Raw genomic sequence first — 16,438 nt, forward strand, 5'->3', positions numbered from 1 at the left:
CGTCGCCGCCTGCGCAGGGTGGTGGGCTCCAGGGACGCGTCGATCACGAATCACGACAACTCCAGGAGACCTTGTGGACGATGCTTTCACCGGCACCCGCGCCCCTTCGCAGCAGATGGACGCCGAGGCGCTCGCCGCCTGGCTGGCGCGCGAGATCGACGGCTTCGCCGGCCCGCTGACGATCGAGCAGTTCAAGGGCGGCCAGTCCAATCCCACCTACAAGCTGATCACGCCGGGCGCCACCTACGTGATGCGCGCCAAGCCCGCGCCGGTGGCCAAGCTGCTGCCCTCGGCGCACGCGATCGAGCGCGAGTTCACGGTGATGCGCGCGCTCGCCGGCACCGACGTGCCGGTGCCGCGCATGCTGGCGCTGTGCGAGGACGAGTCCGTCGTCGGCCGCGCCTTCTACGTCATGGAATTCATCCAGGGTCGGGTCTTGTGGGACCAGACCCTGCCCGGCGCCTCCAACGAGGAACGCACCGCGATCTACGAGGAGATGAACCGCGTCATCGCCGCGCTGCATCGGGTGGACTTCCGCGCGCTGGGGCTGGAGGGCTACGGCAAGCCGGGCAACTACTTCGAGCGCCAGATCGGTCGCTGGAGCAAGCAGTACCAGGCGACGATCACCGGCCCCAACGAGGCGATGGACCGCCTGATCGAATGGCTGCCGGCGCACATCCCGGATTCGGCGCGCGACGAGCGCGAAGTGGCGATCGTCCACGGCGACTACCGGCTGGACAACCTCGTCTTCCACCCGACCGAGCCGCGCGTGCTGGCGGTGCTGGACTGGGAGCTGTCGACGCTGGGCCATCCGCTGGCGGACTTCAGCTATCACTGCATGTCGTGGCACATCCGCAAGAGCGGCGCGGCGCGCGGCCTGGGCGGCGTGGACCTGGCGCCGCTGGGCATCCCGGGCGAGCTCGACTACGTGCGCCGCTACTGCGAGCGCACCGGCCGCGGCGATGCGGCGACGGTGATGAAGGACTGGAACTTCTACCTCGCCTACAACCTGTTCCGGATCTGCGCGATCCTGCAGGGCATCGCCAAACGCGTCGAGGACGGCACGGCATCGAGCCAGCAGGCCAGAGAGGCCGGCGCGGGCGCCAAACCGATGGCGGAGCTGGGCTGGTCGTTCGCGCAGAAGCTGTCAGGCTGAACCGGGCCAGCCAGCGATCACGGCATCCCAGGGGGACGGTGTCGGGAACACCTCCTCCAGGAAGGCGACGAAGGCCTTCACGGCGGGATTGGCGCGCCGGCTCGCCGGCCAGACGGCGGTGATCATCGTGCGGTCGACCGCGAACTCGCTCAGCACCGGCACCAGCAGTCCGCGCTGCACGTAAGGCGCCGCGATCCACGACGCCGCCATGCCGACGCCTCCGCCGGCGGCCAGCACTTCCACCACCGCATCGCTGACGTCCAGGACGATGGGCGCCTCGGGCGTGAATTCGATGAGACGGCTGCCCACCTTGAACTGCCAGACCAGCGTCTGGCCCGAGGTCTGGTAGCGGAAGTTCACGCAGTCGTGATCGCGCAGGTCTTCGGGCCGTCGCGGCGTGCCTCGCGCAGCCAGATAACCCGGCGAGGCGAAGGCGCTCAGCCGCACCGGCGACAGGCCGCGCGAGATCAGGCTGGAGTCCGGCTGGCTGCCGATGCGGATCGCGAGGTCCACGCCCTCCTCGACCAGATTGACGTACCGGTCGCCGAGCCGCAGGTCGATGGTCACCTTCGGATGGCGTCGGCGGAATTCCGGGAGCGCCGGCGCCAGCATCCGCGTGCCGATCGGCAGCGGCGCGGCGATCTTCAAGGTGCCGGCGGGCTCGGCCTTGGCGGCGACCGCCGACTGGACCACGTCGTCCGCCGCGCGCAGCAATTCGAGCGCGCGCTGATGGAGATCGCGCCCTTCCGGCGTCAGCACCAGCGAGCGGGTCGTGCGGGTGAACAGACGCAGACCGAGCTGCTGCTCCAGCCGCTGGATCGTCTTGCTCACCGCGGACGGCGACACCGAGAGTGATCGCGCCGCCGCTGTGAAGCTGCCTTGGGACGCAGCGCGCGCGAACGCGACGATGCCGGTCAGGCGCTCCAGGGTGATTTGTTCCGTCATGGCACTTAACAAGTGATCGATGAACGGATTATCAAACCGGCGTCGACTATTCACACTGTGATCTCAGGACGCCCGTGGGGTGTCCTTCCCTTGCCGAGAAGGAAGCAGTGATGACTCAAGACACGATGAAGGCCGTCCGGATCCACGCGTTCGGAGGTCCGGAAGTACTGCGCTACGAAGACGCGCCTGTCCCGACGCTCAAGCCCGGCGAGGTGCTGGTCCGCGTGCAGGCGGTGGCGGTCAATCCGCCCGACTGGTATCTGCGCGACGGCTACCGCAGCCTGCCCGCGGAGTGGCGTCCGGCACTGGACCTGCCGGTGATCCCGGGGACGGACGTGTCGGGCGTCGTGGCGGCCGTGGCGGCGGACGTCACGACGCTGGCCGTCGGCGACGAGGTGTTCGGCATGGTGAAGTTCCCCAGCTTCGGGGAAAGCGCCGCCTATGCCGAGTACGTGGCGGCGCCGGCAACCGATCTCGCGCGCAAGCCCGCGGGCGTCGACCATTCGCAGACCGCCGGTGTCGCGATGGCGGGCCTGACGGCCTGGCAGTTCCTGATCGAACTCGGCCATGACGCGCCCAACCCGCTTCAACCGGGACGCCATCACCCCGTGCCGCTTCGCGGCAAGGCCGTGCTGGTCAACGGCGCGGGCGGCGGCGTCGGACACCTCGCCGTCCAGTTGGCGAAGAGGCAGGGCGCGCAGGTCACCGCCGTCGCCTCCGGCAAGCACGAGCCGTTCCTGCGCGAGCTCGGCGTCGACCGGTTCATCGACTACCAGCGCACGCCGCCGGAGGACATCGCGCGGGATCTCGACCTGGTGGTCGACACCCTGGTCGGACCGACGACGGCGCGCTTCCTGCGCACGCTCAAGCGCGGCGGCGCCCTCTTCCCAATCTACCCTTTGGGCTTCGACGGCGGCAATGAAGCCGCACGCCTGGGCGTCACCGTGTCCGCCACGCAGGTACGGTCCAGCGGGGCGCAGCTCGAGACCTTGGGGCGCCTCATCGCCGAGGGTTCACTGCGCGTCGCGATCGACAGCACCTTCGCGCTGAAGGACGCGCGCGCGGCCCACGAACGCGCGGCGCGGGGCGGCATCCAGGGCAAGATCATCCTTGCGGTCGCGTGATGGCCGGCGAGCGCGCCATCACCTGACGGGCAGGCCTTCCGCCTTCAATGCGGCACGGACCGTCGGGCGCTGCACCATGCGGTCCATGAACTGCCCGATCGACGTATACGGGGACATGTCGATGTCCACGCGCACCGGCCAGCGCAGCACGTTGTACAGGTAGGCGTCGACGACGGAGAAGTCCTCGCCCAGCACGTAGTCGTTGCTGGCGAGATGCTGCTCGATGTATTCGAAGCGGCCGGCGAGGTTGCCCTCGGCGAAGCGGGCCTTCGATTCGGCGTCCACGAACGGCGAGAAAATCACCGCCATGCCCTTGTGCAGGTCGGTCGCGACGTAGTTCAGCCATTGCATGGCTTGATACCGCTCCCGGCTCCCGAGTACGGGCAGCAGCTTGAACTGCGGATGCTGGTCCGCAATCCACTGCAGGATGACGGCGCTCTCCGTGAGGACATCGCCGTCGTCCAGCTGCAGCGCGGGGATCAGCCCCTTCGCGCTCACCTGGAAGTAGTCGCCTTCGACCGTCGTCTTCGTGGCGAAGTCGACCTTGATCAACTGGAATTCCTGTTCGGCTTCCCGCAACGCGATCTGTGTGGCCAAGGCGCAGGAGCCGGGGGAGAAGTAGAGCTTCATGAGTGACTTTCTCGTCAGGTGAATGAACGGATGAATGAATCCGTGAATGGAGATCACGTGACGGAAAGTCTATGAAGACGGGTCGGCCACACCAATGGCCGCGGCGCGAATTGATCGTTCATCCGACTGAACAATGGCGTCATCACGCCGGCTGCAACGATGACTTGCAGGCCGCGGCGTATCCGCGCAGGGCGTCGATTCCTAAGATTCCGATCGTCGGTTGCATTCGATTCGACTGCCGATCCAGATCCATTCAATCAAAGGAATCCCAATGAAAGTCGCCATCTTCATCTTCTCGGACGCCAATGGCGGAGAAGAAGCCCTGGGCCGCCTGTTCAACGGTCTGGCCACCGCCTACGACTTCAAGCAGCGCAAGACGGAAGTCGCGATCTACTTCCAGGGCACGGGCACCCGCTGGGCCGGCGTCGTGAAGCAGCCGGACCATCCCGTGCACGCGCTATTCGCCGCGGTCGAGGACAAGGTCGCCGGCGTGTCCGCCGGTTGCGCCGATGTGTTCGGGGCGCGCGACGCGGCGGTCAGGAACGGCTTCGACCTGATCTCCGTCAACCAGGTGCCCGGCACCTCGGGTCTGCCCAGCATCGGCGAGTTGATCGCGGACGGCTACACGGTCCTGACCTTCTGATCCGCGCGCAGTCGCTCCGCCAGCAGTTCGATGAAGTTGCGGACCCTGGACGAGCCGAACCGGCTTTCCCGGTGGAGCAGATGGATGGGCACGGTGTCGCCGGCGAAAGCCGTCAACACCGGCGTGAGCGCGCCGCTCGCCATCTTCTCCTTCACCTGGTACGTCGGCAGATACACGATGCCCACACCGAGCTCCGCCGCGGCGATCGCCGCGTCGCTGCCGGTGACGCTGCAGGCCGGTCGGAGCTTGACAGGCATCGGTGACTGCCGTGAACCGAATTTCCAGACCATGTGCGGGGCCGCCACGTCGGTCGCGATGGTCCGGTGTCCGTGGAGATCCGTGGGATGTTGAGGAACGCCGTGACGGGACAGGTAGTCGGGGGAAGCGCAGGCGGTCCGGCCCACCTCGCCGACCTTGAGCGCCTTCATGCCGGAGTCCGGGAGCTGTCCGATGCGGATCGCGACGTCGAAGCCCTCGTCGATCAGGTTCACGGTCCGGTCCACGAAGGTGGCCGACACCGTCATCTCGGGGTAGCGCCGCAGGTAGTCCGTGATGCCCGGGACGACGAACAGCCGCCCGAACAGTGCGGGCGCCGTCACGCGCAGGTGTCCCCGCGTCACCCGGTTGGCGTCCGATGCCGCCGCTTCCGCCTCGGCGATCAGCCGGAGGATGGTGCGCGCGTCTTCCAGGTAGCGCCGGCCCGCCTCGCTCAGCGTGACACGACGCGTGTGTCGCACCAGCAGCTCGACCCCGCGACGGCTCTCCAAGGCCTGGATCGCCCGCGTCACGGCGGCGGCGGACAGATCCAGCGTCCGGGCCGCGCCCGCGAAGCTCAACCCGTCGCAGACGGTCACGAACACCGTCATCAGGTAGATGTCGTCCACGGCCGGACCTCCGGGTCTGTGTTGCCGCGTCTCGCGGGACGCTTCCCCTCGATGCCATTCAGGAGCACACCATGATCGCCACCCGATTCCATGAGGGAGAACTGATCGCCCAGCGCAACGCCAACGAATCCGACATGGCCGCCAGGAACGGCGCGAACGTGGGTCGGCAGATCGTGCGCGGCGCCTTGCCGTTCGTGCGTCAGCAGAAGACCGCGTACGTCGGCAGCGTCGACATCGAAGGACGTGTGTGGGCGTCGATCCTGATCGGCGAGCCCGGATTCCTCGACCCCAGCGACGATGCCACCACCTTGATCGTCGACCTCTCGAAGGTCGCGAAGCAGGCGCACGACCCGCTGTGGGAAAACCTCAAGCGCGATGCCCGGCTCGGTTTCCTGTTGCTGGACCTGCAGACCCGCAAACGCCTGAAGGTCAACGGCGATGCCCATCTCCAGGGCGACCGGCTGATCGTCGACGTCACGGAGTCGGTGCCGATCTGCCCGCGCTACATCCAGCGCCGCGCCATCGCCCTGCCCGACCCGGGGAACCAGGCGATGCCCTCGGCACTCCGCCAAGGCAGCGACATCGGCGACGCGCAGGTCGAGCTGATCGCGCGGTCGGACACCTTCTTCCTCGCTTCCGTCCACGAGACCCACGGCGCCGACTGCTCGCATCGCGGCGGGCCGCCGGGCTTCGTGCAGATCCTGCCCGGCAACGTGCTGCGCATCCCCGACTACAACGGGAACAGCATGTTCAACAGCTTCGGCAACTTCCTGCTGAATCCGCAGGCGGGCCTGGTGTTCCCCGACTACGAGCAGCGCCGGATGCTGCAGCTGAACGGCACGGTGGCGATGTTCTGGGATCAACCGGATCCCGCCCATGCCACCGGCGGCACCGGGCGGTTCTGGGAATTCACGATCGAGCGCTGGATCGAGACCGCCCTGCCCGACGCGCTCGACGCGACCTTCCTCGACGCCTCCCCTTTCCTGCCCCAAGGAGCCTGATCCATGCTGTTGCGCGTCCTCCATGCCGAAGCGCTCACGCCGTCCATCCGCCTGATCCGGCTGGGTGGCATCGACGATGCGACGCTGCCGGGCTTCGAGCCCGGCGCCCATGTCGAGCTGCGCCTGCCGCTGGGCGACAGCGTCGCCTTCCGCAAGTACTCGCTGATCTCCGACGGCGCGCAAGGCTCGCCCTACGAGATCGCCGTCAAGCGCTCCGCCCACGGGCGAGGCGGCTCTGTCTTCATGCACGACGAGCTCTCGGTGGGTGACGAGCTGGACGTGTCCGCGCCGATCAACGAATTCAGGATCGCGTCGCAGGGCGCGCACCACGTGCTCATCGCCGGCGGCATCGGCATCACACCGATGCTCGGCATCGCCTCGCGGCTGAAGCAATCCGGCGCGTCGTACGAACTGCACTATTCGAGCCGGAGCGCGACGGACATGGCGTTCCACGACCGCGTGAGCCAGGACCACGCGGCGCAGGCTCAGCTGTACTTCACCCGATGTGAAGGCGCCCGACGCATCGACATCGACGCCTTGCTGGACCGCCATCAGGGTCAGGTCGATACCCACCTGTACGTCTGCGGCCCGGCCCCGCTGATCGATGCCGTGCGGCTGGCCGCCGAGGCTCGTGGCGTGAATCGGCGGCGTATCCATTTCGAGAGCTTCGGTCCGAGCTGGGACGTGACGGACGGCCCGGTCCGCATCGCGATGTCGGAGTCCGCGATCGAACTCGACGTGCTGCCCGGCACCACGCTGCTCGACGCGATGGAGGCCGCCGGCGCGTGGATCCCGTCCGATTGCAAGCGCGGCGAATGTGGCGCATGCATCGCCAGCTACAGCGGCGGACGACCCATCCACCGGGACAACTGCCTCACCGAGGAGCAGCGCCGGCATTCGCTGTGCCCCTGCGTTTCCTGGGCCTCGTCCGACGACGTCCTGAAGCTGCAGCTCTGAGACCGCGTTCAAACGGCACCTGGCGGGGTCAGGTGTTGCACGAGCAGGTCGACGAAGGCGCGGACCTTGGGCGACGTGCCGTCGATGCCGGCGTGCACCACGTGGATGGGCCATGGCGCTTCCTCATGCTCGGCCAGCACGACTTCCAGCCGGCCATCGGCAAGCTGCGGGGCCGCCTGATAGTGGAACAGTCGCGTGATGCCGGCGCCCATCGTCGCGGCCATGACGGCCGCGTCGTTGCTCGTGACGGCCAACGCCGGACTCACGCGCACGCTCAGCGGCCCCGCCTCCGCGCGGAAGGTCCAGTCCGGATCGGGCGACACGCTCTGCGCCGAGATGATCGCGTGGTCCGCGAGCTCGGCTGGATGGTCGGGGCGACCGCGCGCCGCGAGATAGTCCGGAGACGCGCACAGCACGCGCCGCATCGATCCCACGGGGATGGCCATCGCCTCCGCGACGGACGCCCCGCCGATGCGCACGGCGACATCAATGCCCTCCTCGACCAGGTCCACGACGCGGTCGAGGAAGTAGCCGGACACGGTCATCGCCGGGAACTGCGCGAGATACTGCGCGATGCACGGCATCACGTGCGAGACGCCGAACATCGCCGGCGCCGTCACGTTCAGATGGCCGCGCATGACGCTGCGCGTGCCGCCTGCCGACTCGTGCGCCTCGCTGACCTTCGCGAGGATGAGCCGCACGTCATCGAGATAGCGTTGCCCGACGTCGGTCAGACGCACGCTGCGGGTGGTCCTCAGCACGAGCTTGACGCCGAGGCGCTCCTCCAGACCCGCGATGGCCCGCGAGATCGTGGCCGGCGAGGTCCCCAGACGCCGCGCCGCGGCGGCGAAGTTCTGCGTCTCCGCCACCACCACGAAGGCGTTCATGGCTTGCATGCGATCCATGGCCGACGCCTCACTGCATCAACGGGTGTGCGGCGAGGAGTTCAGCGATCCACTCGACGAACACCCGTACCTTGGCCGACAGGTGCCGGTTCTGCGGATAGACCACGTGGACGGGCAGCGGATCGCTGGCCCAGTCCTCGAGGAGGGGAACGAAGCGGCCCTGCGCGATCAGCGGTGCCATCAGGAAGTCCGCCATCTGCACGATGCCCAGCCCCGCCAGACCCGCTGCCGTGTAAGCGCCGCTGTCGTTCAGCGAGATGGCACCGGGCAACGAGACCTGGATGCGTTCGCCGCCTCGCGTGAAGTCCCAATCGAACACCCGCCCCGAGCGCGCGCCGAAGTAGTTCACGCACTGGTGATGGATCAGCTCATCGGGATGGTAGGGACGTCCGTGGCGCTCGACGTAGCCCGGCGACGCACAGGTCATGTACCGCATCAGGCCGATACGGCGCGCGATCAGGCTGGAGTCGTCGAGGTCCCCGGCGCGCACGGCGCAGTCCACGCCTTCCTCGATCAGGTCGACGGAGCGGTCGCTGCAGCCCAATTCCAGCCGGATGTCCGGATAGCGCGCTCGGAACGCCGGCAGCGCGGGAATGATCACCTCGCTGGCCAGGCCGGTGGGCGCGTCGATGCGCAGCCTCCCCGAGGGACTGCGACGCGCGCGGGTCAACACCTCTTCGGCCTCGCGCACGTCCGAGAGGATGCGTTGGCAATGCTCGTAGTACACCGCGCCTTCCGCGGTCACGCTGACCTGCCGGGTGGTCCGGTGCAGCAGCTTGATCGACAGTTCGGATTCCAACGACTGGATGAGCGTGGACACCGTTGCCTTGGGCAACTTCATCTGGTCGGCGGCGCGCGTGAAGGCGCCCGCATCGACCACCTGCACGAACACCGCCATCGCCTGGAACTTGTTCATGCCGCATCGTCGCTTGAGGCGCCACGGGAGGGAATGCGCGACCCGCGAAAGACTCAATTTCCAGATTCGGAACGATCGGTGAAATTCCAGGCTAGAATGCGAGGCTCAGTCGGGGCGTAGCGCAGCCTGGTAGCGCATCTGCTTTGGGAGCAGAGGGTCGCGAGTTCGAATCCCGCCGCCCCGACCAACCATCTCGAAAGCCGCAAGGAGTTCTGCTCCTTGCGGCTTTTCCTTTTGCGGCTCTCCTTTCGTCGCTTTCCTCTTCCTCTTGCGGGCTGCGTGTTCAGAACCCGCTGTTCCCCGCGCCCAGCGTCAGCGTCATGCCGCCGGGGTTGTCCAGCCCGCCCTGCGCGGCGCCGCTCACCGTCACGTTGGACAGCGTCGCGCTGCCGCCGCTGCGGAACTGCAGCCCCCAGGTCCCCGCACCGACGATGCTCACCCCGTCGAACTGCGCGCCCACCACGCGCCGCGGGCCGCTGATGTAGACGCCCTGGTAGGTGCTGTCCTGGATCAACAGGTCGCGCACCACCACCGGCGCGGCGATGTCCGAGGTCTCCGCGAACAGCCACAAGGCGCCGAACTGGTCGTTCCAGTTGGGCTCGAAGCCGCCGGTCCGGACCAGCGTGTTGCCCCGCACCGACGTGGTCCCGCTGAAGGTCACCGGGTTGAAGCGCGTGCTGATCGCGATGCCCGCCGAGCCCACCGCCGTGTCCTGGATGACGTTGTAGTCCGCCCGGTTGCCGTTGCCTCCGTAGATGCCGATGCCGTTGGCCAGCACCGGCGACTGCACGGTGTTGCGCAGGTAAGCGCTGTTGGTCACTGCGGCGCCTTCGGAGAACATCGCCAGCGCGTCGTCCCCGGTGTTGCGCACCACGCTCTGGTCCATCCACGTGTTCTGCACGTTCGCGTGGATGTTGACGCCGTCGGCGAAGGTGTTGCGGATGCGCAGGCCCGTGGCGTAGAGCCCGTTGGTGCCGGAGTCGATCCACATACCGACCTTGGTGTGCTCGAACCAGAGGTTCTGGAACAGCGAGCCGGTGCCGAAGTTGCCTTCCAGCGGCGCGTCGGTGAGCACCTGGCCGTCCGGGTCGCGCAACGTCACCTTGCCCAGCATCAGGAAGTCGGCCATCGTCACGTTGCTGCCCGTGCCGTAGAAGCCGCCGCGGCCGTCGTTGCCGAGCTCCACCGTCGAGTACCACGGCCCCGCGCCGCGGATCGTCACGCCCGCCACGTTGATGCGCGAGGTCAGCCGGAAGCTGCCCGCCGGAATCCACACGACACCCCCGGTGGGCTGCGCGGCGGCGATCGCCTGCACGAAGGCCGAGGTGGCGTCCGAGCCGTCCGACTTCGCGCCATAGCTGGCGATGGAGAACGCGCCAGCCGGCGCGGCGTAGGCGGCGGGCACGACCTCGGTCTCGATGAAATCGATGTCGTAGTAGGCGGCCGTGTTGCCGCTGTCCTTCTGCAGCTTGAACACGGTGCCCGCGGGATAGCTGGGCAACGCCACGCGCACCTCGTCGAAGAAGTGGCGCGGCGTGCCGTCGACCGGTACGCCGCGGAACGGATAGGCGCCGTAGACCCAGGCATAGGTGGACGTCAGCGCGATGTCGCGGACCTTGGTCCCGTTGGCATACAGCGCCAGCGTGGCCGACTGTCCGCCGCCGCCGGGCGCGTCGGGGATCGAATACCGCAGCACCAGCGAGTTGGTCGGCTGCGCCAGCGTGAAGCTCACCTGCTGGCCGGTGCCGGACAGGCGCACGAGGCTGCGGCCGCTGGCTTCGGACTGCACTGTGAACGGCGTGCGGCCGGGCGCCAGGATGGTGGCGTTGGTCGACGCGGTCTCGGCCTCCTGCAAGGTGGTCCGTACCGTCGCGCCGCGAGCCGCTTGCGCCAGTTCGCCGGGCACGGTCAGGCTGTCGATGCCGACATCCGCGCCGGCCGACGCCCGCCGCAGACCCACGGTGTTGTGCCCCGTCCGCAGCGTCAGCGGCACGCTGAGCGTGGTCCAGCCGGTGCCGGCGGGCAGGCTCACCGTGCCCACCCGGGCCGCGTTGACGATGAGGTCCAAGCCCACCGCGGCGCCGCTCGTGTTGCGGTATCGAAGCGTCGCGTTGGCGGCCCCGTCGGCGCTCATGAACACCGTGCGGATCGCTCGCGCACCGGCGTTGCTGAATCCGGCCGCATAGCCGCTGCCGTTGAAGCCGGTGGCGGCCGTGCTCACCGACGCGCCGCCGGACAGGAACCAGGTCTCCGCTTCCGCCGGCGTGACCGACGGGTTGCCGGTCCCACCGTCGCCGCCGCCCGTGACGGCGGTGACGCTGAGCGCGTCGACATTGACGTTGCCGCTGTCCGACGCGGTGAACCGGTACGCCACACTGTGCGCGCCGGCGGCCAAGGTCACATTCGTCGTCTGCGTGCCCCACGAATCCCAGTTGGCGGTGGCCGGGAGCAAGACCTGACCCGCGGCGGTGCCATCGATGAAGACGGTCAGCGACTTGGCGGCGCCCGTGCCGTTGGCGTAGCGCAGCGTGAGCGCGTGCGTGCCGGCCTGCGCGGCCGTGACGCTGAAGGCCACCTGCGCGTTGCCCTTGTTGGTGTCCGTGAAGCCGCCGACGAAGCCGCTGCCCTGGAACCCCAGGTGATCCGACGCCGCGATCGCGCCGCCGCTCAGGGACGCGTTCTCCGCTTCGAGGCCGCCGCCGGGCGTGACCGCGACGGCGTCGATGTCCAGCGCGTCCAGGTTGACGTTGCCGCTGTCCGCCGTCGTGAAGCGATACGCGACGGTATGCGTGCCCGCCGTCAACGCCACGGTCGTCGACTGCACCAGCCAGTCGTTCCACGACGAGCTCGACGTCAGGTTGACCTGCCCCTTCGCCACGCCGTCGACGTAGAGCGTCAAGGTCTTGGCCGAGCCGGTGCCATTGGCGTAGCGCAGCTTCAGCGCGTAGTTGCCGGCCTGCGCGGCGCTCACGGTGAAGGCCACCTGCGCCGCGCCCTTGTTGCCGTCGATGAAGCCGCCGGCAAAGCCGCTGCCGGTGTAGCCGGTGTGGTCGCTGGCGACCGTGGCGCCGCCGCTGAGCGAGGCGCTTTCGGCCTGCAGCGTGGCCGCGCCGGCCGTGGCCGCGAACAGCCACAGCGGGAGGGAGCAGATCAGGCGGCGGACCGCGTGGGGGTTCTTCATCGGGTGGTCTCCATGATGGTCTGAGCGTCCCGTCTGATGCGGGGCGCGGCCAGTCTATGGAGCCCTCGATGCCGTGCGAACGATGTCGGGGTCCCTCGCGGGGACTCGCGGAGCCAAGCTTCGCGATCGCTTCAGACGACCTATAGATCGGCTATAGGTCGCCGCCGGATCGCCGATGGCGTCGGGGTTCTCGACGCCCTCTGCCATGCGCCCCGCTACGTCCTGTCACCGGACCTCGGGAGATTCCCCGATGCGCAGCGCGCGAGGAACTCATCGTGCGTGGGCATCACGTCCACGCACTGCGCGATGACGGCGCGCACGCTGTCGAGGTAGTCCTTCACCTCGTGCTCCCCGAGCAGGTCCACCAGCGGATGATGACCGTCCGCGCGCAGTCCCTGGCCGTGCATCACCTGCAGCCACGCGACCTCGGCGAAGAGCTCGTTGTTCTCCCGCACGATCCGGCCGCGGCTGCGGTACAGCGCCATCTTGGCCTTCAGCGTCGCCGGCACGTCCATCTCGCGGCACGCGCGCCACAGCGGTTCCTCGCGGCGGTTCAGGTGGTAGTGAAGGACGATGAAATCGCGCACGCGCTCGTATTCGAAACGCCCCTGACGATTGAACTCATCGATGTCGACCTGCGCGAACCCGCGGTCCGGGAAGAAGCTCAGCAGTCGCGAGATCCCGCTCTGGATCATGTGGATGCTGGTGGACTCCAACGGCTCCAGGAAACCGCTGGACAGGCCGATGGCCACGACGTTGCGGTCCCACGCGCGTTGCCGCATGCCGGTCGTGAAACGCAGCGCGCGCGGCTCGGCCAGCGCCTCGCCGTCGAGGTTGGCCATCAGTTCCGCCGTGGCTTCGTCCTCGCTGATATGGCGCGAACAGAACACATGACCGTTGCCGGTGCGGTGCTGCAGCGGGATGCGCCACTGCCAGCCCGCCCGTCGCGCCGTCGCCCGCGTGTACGGCGTCCGCGGCGTGGTCGCCGCGCTCGGCACCGCCACGGCCCGGTCGCAGGGCAGCCAGTGCGTCCAGTCCTCATAGCCGACCTTCAGCGTCTGCTCGATCAACAGCCCGCGGAAGCCGGAACAGTCGATGAACAGCTCGCCGTCGACCCGACGTCCGTCCGACAGCACCAGCGAACGCACGTGGCCGTCGCGCGCGCCCCCGCCCTCGTGCTGGCGCACTTCGGCGACCTTTCCTTCCAGCCGCACGACGCCGCGCGCCTCCGCGTAACGGCGCAGGTAGCGCGCGTAGAGGCTGGCGTCGAAGTGGAAGGCGTAGGCGATCTCGGACAACGGCGACTGCGGCATGTCCGTGCGCGGGCGCATGAACTTGTTGCGCAGCGCCGCCACGCGCGCGATCGAGTACTCGCCGAGATCCGCCGCCTGGCCGATGGCGTGCAGGCGCTGCCAGTACTGGTCGAAGGGCGCCGTCAGCAGATCCTGCCCGATACGACCGAAGCCGTGGATGTAGCGCTCGCCGGGCGCGCCCCAGCCGACGAACTCGATGCCCAGCTTGAAGGTGGCCTGCGTCTCGCGCAGGAACTCGTCCTCGTCGATCTCCAGCACCTGGTTGAAGCGCTGGATCATCGGGATCGTCGCCTCGCCGACACCGACCGTGCCGATCTCCTCGGACTCCACCAGCACGATGCGCTTGCGCCCGCGCAGCACCTTGGACAAGGCGGCGGCCGTCATCCAGCCCGCCGTCCCGCCGCCGACGATGACGATCTCCTCGATGCCCGGAATTTCCTCAGCCCCTGCGCGGCTTGCGCCACCCGCACCGTCGCCCATCCGGCCGGGCCGTGTTGTCTCGCTCATTCGGATCTCCTCGTTGTCGCGCCGCGCGGTCGGCGTCGCACCGCCTTTCAGGCGCCGTCCATGACCGGCGTCGCCTCGAACGCGCCGCCGAAATGCACCGTCGCATGCAGCCCGCGGCCCTCGGGCCCGGACGCCAGTTCGATGCGGGCGTCGTTGCGATGCGCGGCCCGCTCGGCGATCGCCAGTCCGAGCCCGCTGCCGGGTTGCTCCTGGCCGGGCAGGCGGTAGAAGCGCTCGAACACGCGCTGCCGCAACGCCGGCTGGATGCCGGGGCCTTCATCGAGCACGGTCAGGCGGCAGCCCTCGGCCTCGCGATGCAGGCGCACCTCGATGCGCCCGCCGGACGGCGAATACTTGATCGCGTTGCCCACGAGGTTGTCGACCAGCGCGAACAGGCTCTCCTGATGCACCGGCCGCACGCATTCGTCGTCGGCATGGAAGTCGATCTCGATGCCGCGCTGCAGCGCCAGCGGCACGGCCGCGGCCAGTCGCTCGCGCACCAGCGCGGCGATGGAGAGTGCGGGCGGCCGCTCGGCACCCGGCTCGGCGCGCGCGCGTTCGAGCGCCAGCAGCTGGTTCACAAGGTGCGTCGCCCGTGCGAGCCCGATGCGCAGGCCCTCGCTGACTTCGGCATGCCGCTGCGGATCCGCGTCGGCGCTGCGCGTCTGCAGCAGGTGCGCGTTCAGCTGGATCGCGGCGAGCGGCGTCTTGAGCTCATGCGCCGCGTCGGTGAGGAACTCGTGCTCGTGCTCGATGCGCTTGCGCAGGCGCGCCATCAGGCTGTTCAGCGACTCCACCAGCGGCGACAGCTCGCGGTAGTCGGACGGCGGCAGCGGCGTCAGGTCCTGGTCCGAGCGGTGCTCGATGTCGCGGGCGAAGCGCCGCAGCGGCCGCAGGCCGATGCCGACGATGAGCCACGCCGGCAGCATCAGCAGCGGCAGGCTGAAGATGGTCGAGCGCAGCAGGAAGCTCACGCCCGAATAGGTGAACATCCAGCGGTCGTCGACCTCGTGGCTGCGCTCGACGACCAGCCCCGTGGCCGCGTCGCGCTCGACCGCGCGCACCCAGCCGTTGGCATGCCGGGCCTGCGGCGAATCCGGCAGCGGCAGCGCATCGGGCAGGTCCGGCATCGAGTTGTAGAGCAGGGCCTCGCCGCGCCAGATGCGCACGCGCACGTGGGAGCGGTAGTCGAGCTCGCGGAACATCTCGACCCGCACCGCCTCGGCGGAGACCGCCGCCGCGCGCAGGCGCTCGGGCGACCCGGCCAGCGGCGAGACCATGAGCAGCAGCTCCTGCGCGTGGGCGCGGTTCTCGGCGTCGGTGCGGAAGCGCTGCGTCGCGCGCGCTTCCAGCACGACGTAGACGAAACCCGCCACGAATACCAGCAGGATCACCGCGCTGAAGCCCAGCAGCAGGCGGCGGAACAGCGACGACGGATTGGTCGCCCTGGTCGCGCTGGCCGGCTCCGACACCGTGGACACCGTGGACGCCGTGGACGCCGTGGACGCTGAAGACGCCTTGAACGCCTTGGTCGCGTTGATCGTCTTGGAGGAGGCCATGTCAGCCGTTCTCGCGCTGCAGCATGTAGCCCACGCCGCGCACCGTGCGGATGTAGCGGTCGCCGATCTTCTTGCGCAGGTTGGAGATGTGCACGTCCAGCGTCGCGCCGTCGCTGAAGGGCAGCACGCGGCGCTCCAGCTCGGCGCGCGTGAGCACGCGGTCGGACTGCTTCACCAGCGTCAGCAGCAGCGCGAATTCCGTCTTGGACAGGGACACCGGCGCGTCGCCGACGGTGACGCGCATGCGGCGCTCCTCGATGCTCAGCGCGCCGCAGTGCCACAGCGCGTCGGCGTCCGGCGACGCGCCGCTGCGGCGCAGGATCGCGCGCAGCCGCACCAGCAGTTCGGGGATCTCGAAGGGTTTGATCAGGTAGTCGTCGGCGCCCCGGTCGAAGCCGCGCAGCCGGTCCTGCAATCCGTCCCGCGCCGTGATGATCAGCACCGGCACGGTGAGCCCCGCGGCGCGGATCTGCGTCAGCACCTCGTTGCCGTCGCCGTCGGGCAGCCCGAGGTCCAGCAGCACCGCGTCGAAGTCCTCGAGCCGCAGCCGCTCGACCGCGTCGGCGGCCATGCGCACCCACACCACCTCGTGGCCTTCGTCGCGGAACGCCGTCAGCAGCGCGCGGCCGATGCTCAGGTCGTCTTCAATCAGATAGATCTTCACGCGGACCAGTCTATCGGGGGCAATGCCGGGCACCCATCCGGATTGAACCCGTT

General features: G+C 68.8%; 14 protein-coding genes and 1 tRNA gene. 6 read left to right on the forward strand and 9 right to left on the reverse strand.

Annotated features, from left to right (window positions below; genetic code table 11):
* Nucleotides 1-115: 115 nt before the first annotated feature.
* Nucleotides 116-1,156, forward strand: coding sequence for a phosphotransferase (locus ABE85_RS11070; RefSeq protein WP_067282462.1), 1,041 nt, complete (start codon nucleotides 116-118; stop codon nucleotides 1,154-1,156).
* Here the strand turns inward: ABE85_RS11070 and ABE85_RS11075 are convergent.
* Nucleotides 1,148-2,101 (reverse strand): LysR family transcriptional regulator, encoded by a 954-nt coding sequence (locus tag ABE85_RS11075; RefSeq protein ID WP_067273953.1) that lies wholly within the window; start codon nucleotides 2,099-2,101, stop codon nucleotides 1,148-1,150. The genes ABE85_RS11070 and ABE85_RS11075 overlap by 9 nt on opposite strands.
* Nucleotides 2,102-2,211: 110 nt before the next feature.
* Here ABE85_RS11075 and ABE85_RS11080 point away from each other — a divergent pair, with 110 nt between their 5' ends.
* A complete protein-coding gene (locus ABE85_RS11080) occupies nucleotides 2,212-3,225 on the forward strand; it encodes an NADP-dependent oxidoreductase (protein ID WP_067273956.1) in 1,014 nt (337 codons plus the stop codon).
* A gap of 18 nt (nucleotides 3,226-3,243) precedes the next feature.
* Here ABE85_RS11080 and gstA read toward each other — a convergent pair whose 3' ends face one another.
* Complete coding sequence (gene gstA / locus ABE85_RS11085; RefSeq protein WP_067273959.1) at nucleotides 3,244-3,855, reverse strand: glutathione transferase GstA; 612 nt, start codon at nucleotides 3,853-3,855, stop codon at nucleotides 3,244-3,246.
* A gap of 271 nt (nucleotides 3,856-4,126) precedes the next feature.
* Between gstA and ABE85_RS11090 the strand changes: the two genes are divergently transcribed.
* Nucleotides 4,127-4,498 (forward strand): DsrE family protein, encoded by a 372-nt coding sequence (locus ABE85_RS11090; protein WP_067273962.1) that lies wholly within the window; start codon nucleotides 4,127-4,129, stop codon nucleotides 4,496-4,498.
* Here ABE85_RS11090 and ABE85_RS11095 read toward each other — a convergent pair.
* Nucleotides 4,477-5,382, reverse strand: a complete 906-nt coding sequence (locus tag ABE85_RS11095) for a LysR family transcriptional regulator (RefSeq protein ID WP_067273966.1) — start codon at nucleotides 5,380-5,382, stop codon at nucleotides 4,477-4,479. The two genes, ABE85_RS11090 and ABE85_RS11095, sit on opposite strands and share 22 nt — an antisense overlap.
* A 71-nt stretch (nucleotides 5,383-5,453) precedes the next feature.
* On the opposite strand from ABE85_RS11095, the gene ABE85_RS11100 reads away from it, so the two are divergent.
* Nucleotides 5,454-6,383 (forward strand): pyridoxamine 5'-phosphate oxidase family protein, encoded by a 930-nt coding sequence (locus ABE85_RS11100; protein WP_067273970.1) that lies wholly within the window; start codon nucleotides 5,454-5,456, stop codon nucleotides 6,381-6,383.
* Nucleotides 6,384-6,386: 3 nt separating this feature from the next.
* Nucleotides 6,387-7,340, forward strand: coding sequence for a PDR/VanB family oxidoreductase (locus tag ABE85_RS11105; RefSeq protein ID WP_067273973.1), 954 nt, complete (start codon nucleotides 6,387-6,389; stop codon nucleotides 7,338-7,340).
* Nucleotides 7,341-7,348: 8 nt separating this feature from the next.
* On the opposite strand, the gene ABE85_RS11110 is transcribed toward ABE85_RS11105, so the two are convergent.
* Both ABE85_RS11110 and ABE85_RS11115 read right to left on the reverse strand, forming a co-directional pair.
* Complete coding sequence (locus ABE85_RS11110; RefSeq protein WP_067273979.1) at nucleotides 7,349-8,245, reverse strand: LysR family transcriptional regulator; 897 nt, start codon at nucleotides 8,243-8,245, stop codon at nucleotides 7,349-7,351.
* Nucleotides 8,246-8,255: 10 nt separating this feature from the next.
* On the reverse strand, nucleotides 8,256-9,161 hold the full coding sequence (locus tag ABE85_RS11115) for a LysR family transcriptional regulator (protein ID WP_067273982.1): 906 nt from the start codon (nucleotides 9,159-9,161) through the stop codon (nucleotides 8,256-8,258).
* 110 nt (nucleotides 9,162-9,271) lie between these two features.
* On the opposite strand from ABE85_RS11115, the gene ABE85_RS11120 reads away from it, so the two are divergent.
* Nucleotides 9,272-9,348, forward strand: a tRNA-Pro gene (locus tag ABE85_RS11120).
* Nucleotides 9,349-9,444: 96 nt separating this feature from the next.
* On the opposite strand, the gene ABE85_RS11125 is transcribed toward ABE85_RS11120, so the two are convergent.
* The 4 genes from ABE85_RS11125 to ABE85_RS11140 all read right to left on the reverse strand — a co-directional run bounded on the left by ABE85_RS11125 (nucleotide 9,445) and on the right by ABE85_RS11140 (nucleotide 16,385).
* On the reverse strand, nucleotides 9,445-12,342 hold the full coding sequence (locus ABE85_RS11125; protein ID WP_067273985.1) for a CBM35 domain-containing protein: 2,898 nt from the start codon (nucleotides 12,340-12,342) through the stop codon (nucleotides 9,445-9,447).
* A gap of 215 nt (nucleotides 12,343-12,557) precedes the next feature.
* Entirely contained in the window at nucleotides 12,558-14,135 is a 1,578-nt protein-coding gene (locus ABE85_RS11130; protein WP_067273989.1) for a tryptophan halogenase family protein, read from the reverse strand.
* A 74-nt stretch (nucleotides 14,136-14,209) separates the two neighbouring features.
* A complete protein-coding gene (locus ABE85_RS11135; RefSeq protein WP_082938535.1) occupies nucleotides 14,210-15,721 on the reverse strand; it encodes an ATP-binding protein in 1,512 nt (503 codons plus the stop codon).
* A gap of 1 nt (nucleotide 15,722) precedes the next feature.
* Nucleotides 15,723-16,385 carry a response regulator transcription factor gene (locus ABE85_RS11140; RefSeq protein ID WP_067273993.1) on the reverse strand — a complete coding sequence of 221 codons (663 nt, stop codon included), beginning with the start codon at nucleotides 16,383-16,385 and terminating at the stop codon, nucleotides 15,723-15,725.
* Between the last annotated feature and the right edge of the window lie 53 nt (nucleotides 16,386-16,438).

Source organism: Mitsuaria sp. 7 (genome assembly GCF_001653795.1).
GTDB lineage: Bacteria > Pseudomonadota > Gammaproteobacteria > Burkholderiales > Burkholderiaceae_C > Roseateles.

Coding starts and splice junctions, on each gene's coding strand:
- ABE85_RS11080 (WP_067273956.1), top strand. CDS start 2,212: ATGACTCAAGACACGATGAAGGCCGTCCGGATCCACGCGTTCGGAGGT.
- ABE85_RS11130 (WP_067273989.1), bottom strand. CDS start 14,135: ATGGGCGACGGTGCGGGTGGCGCAAGCCGCGCAGGGGCTGAGGAAATT.
- ABE85_RS11090 (WP_067273962.1), top strand. CDS start 4,127: ATGAAAGTCGCCATCTTCATCTTCTCGGACGCCAATGGCGGAGAAGAA.
- ABE85_RS11070 (WP_067282462.1), top strand. CDS start 116: ATGGACGCCGAGGCGCTCGCCGCCTGGCTGGCGCGCGAGATCGACGGC.
- ABE85_RS11115 (WP_067273982.1), bottom strand. CDS start 9,161: ATGAACAAGTTCCAGGCGATGGCGGTGTTCGTGCAGGTGGTCGATGCG.
- ABE85_RS11075 (WP_067273953.1), bottom strand. CDS start 2,101: ATGACGGAACAAATCACCCTGGAGCGCCTGACCGGCATCGTCGCGTTC.
- ABE85_RS11110 (WP_067273979.1), bottom strand. CDS start 8,245: ATGGATCGCATGCAAGCCATGAACGCCTTCGTGGTGGTGGCGGAGACG.
- ABE85_RS11125 (WP_067273985.1), bottom strand. CDS start 12,342: ATGAAGAACCCCCACGCGGTCCGCCGCCTGATCTGCTCCCTCCCGCTG.
- gstA (WP_067273959.1), bottom strand. CDS start 3,855: ATGAAGCTCTACTTCTCCCCCGGCTCCTGCGCCTTGGCCACACAGATC.
- ABE85_RS11105 (WP_067273973.1), top strand. CDS start 6,387: ATGCTGTTGCGCGTCCTCCATGCCGAAGCGCTCACGCCGTCCATCCGC.
- ABE85_RS11100 (WP_067273970.1), top strand. CDS start 5,454: ATGATCGCCACCCGATTCCATGAGGGAGAACTGATCGCCCAGCGCAAC.
- ABE85_RS11135 (WP_082938535.1), bottom strand. CDS start 15,721: ATGGCCTCCTCCAAGACGATCAACGCGACCAAGGCGTTCAAGGCGTCT.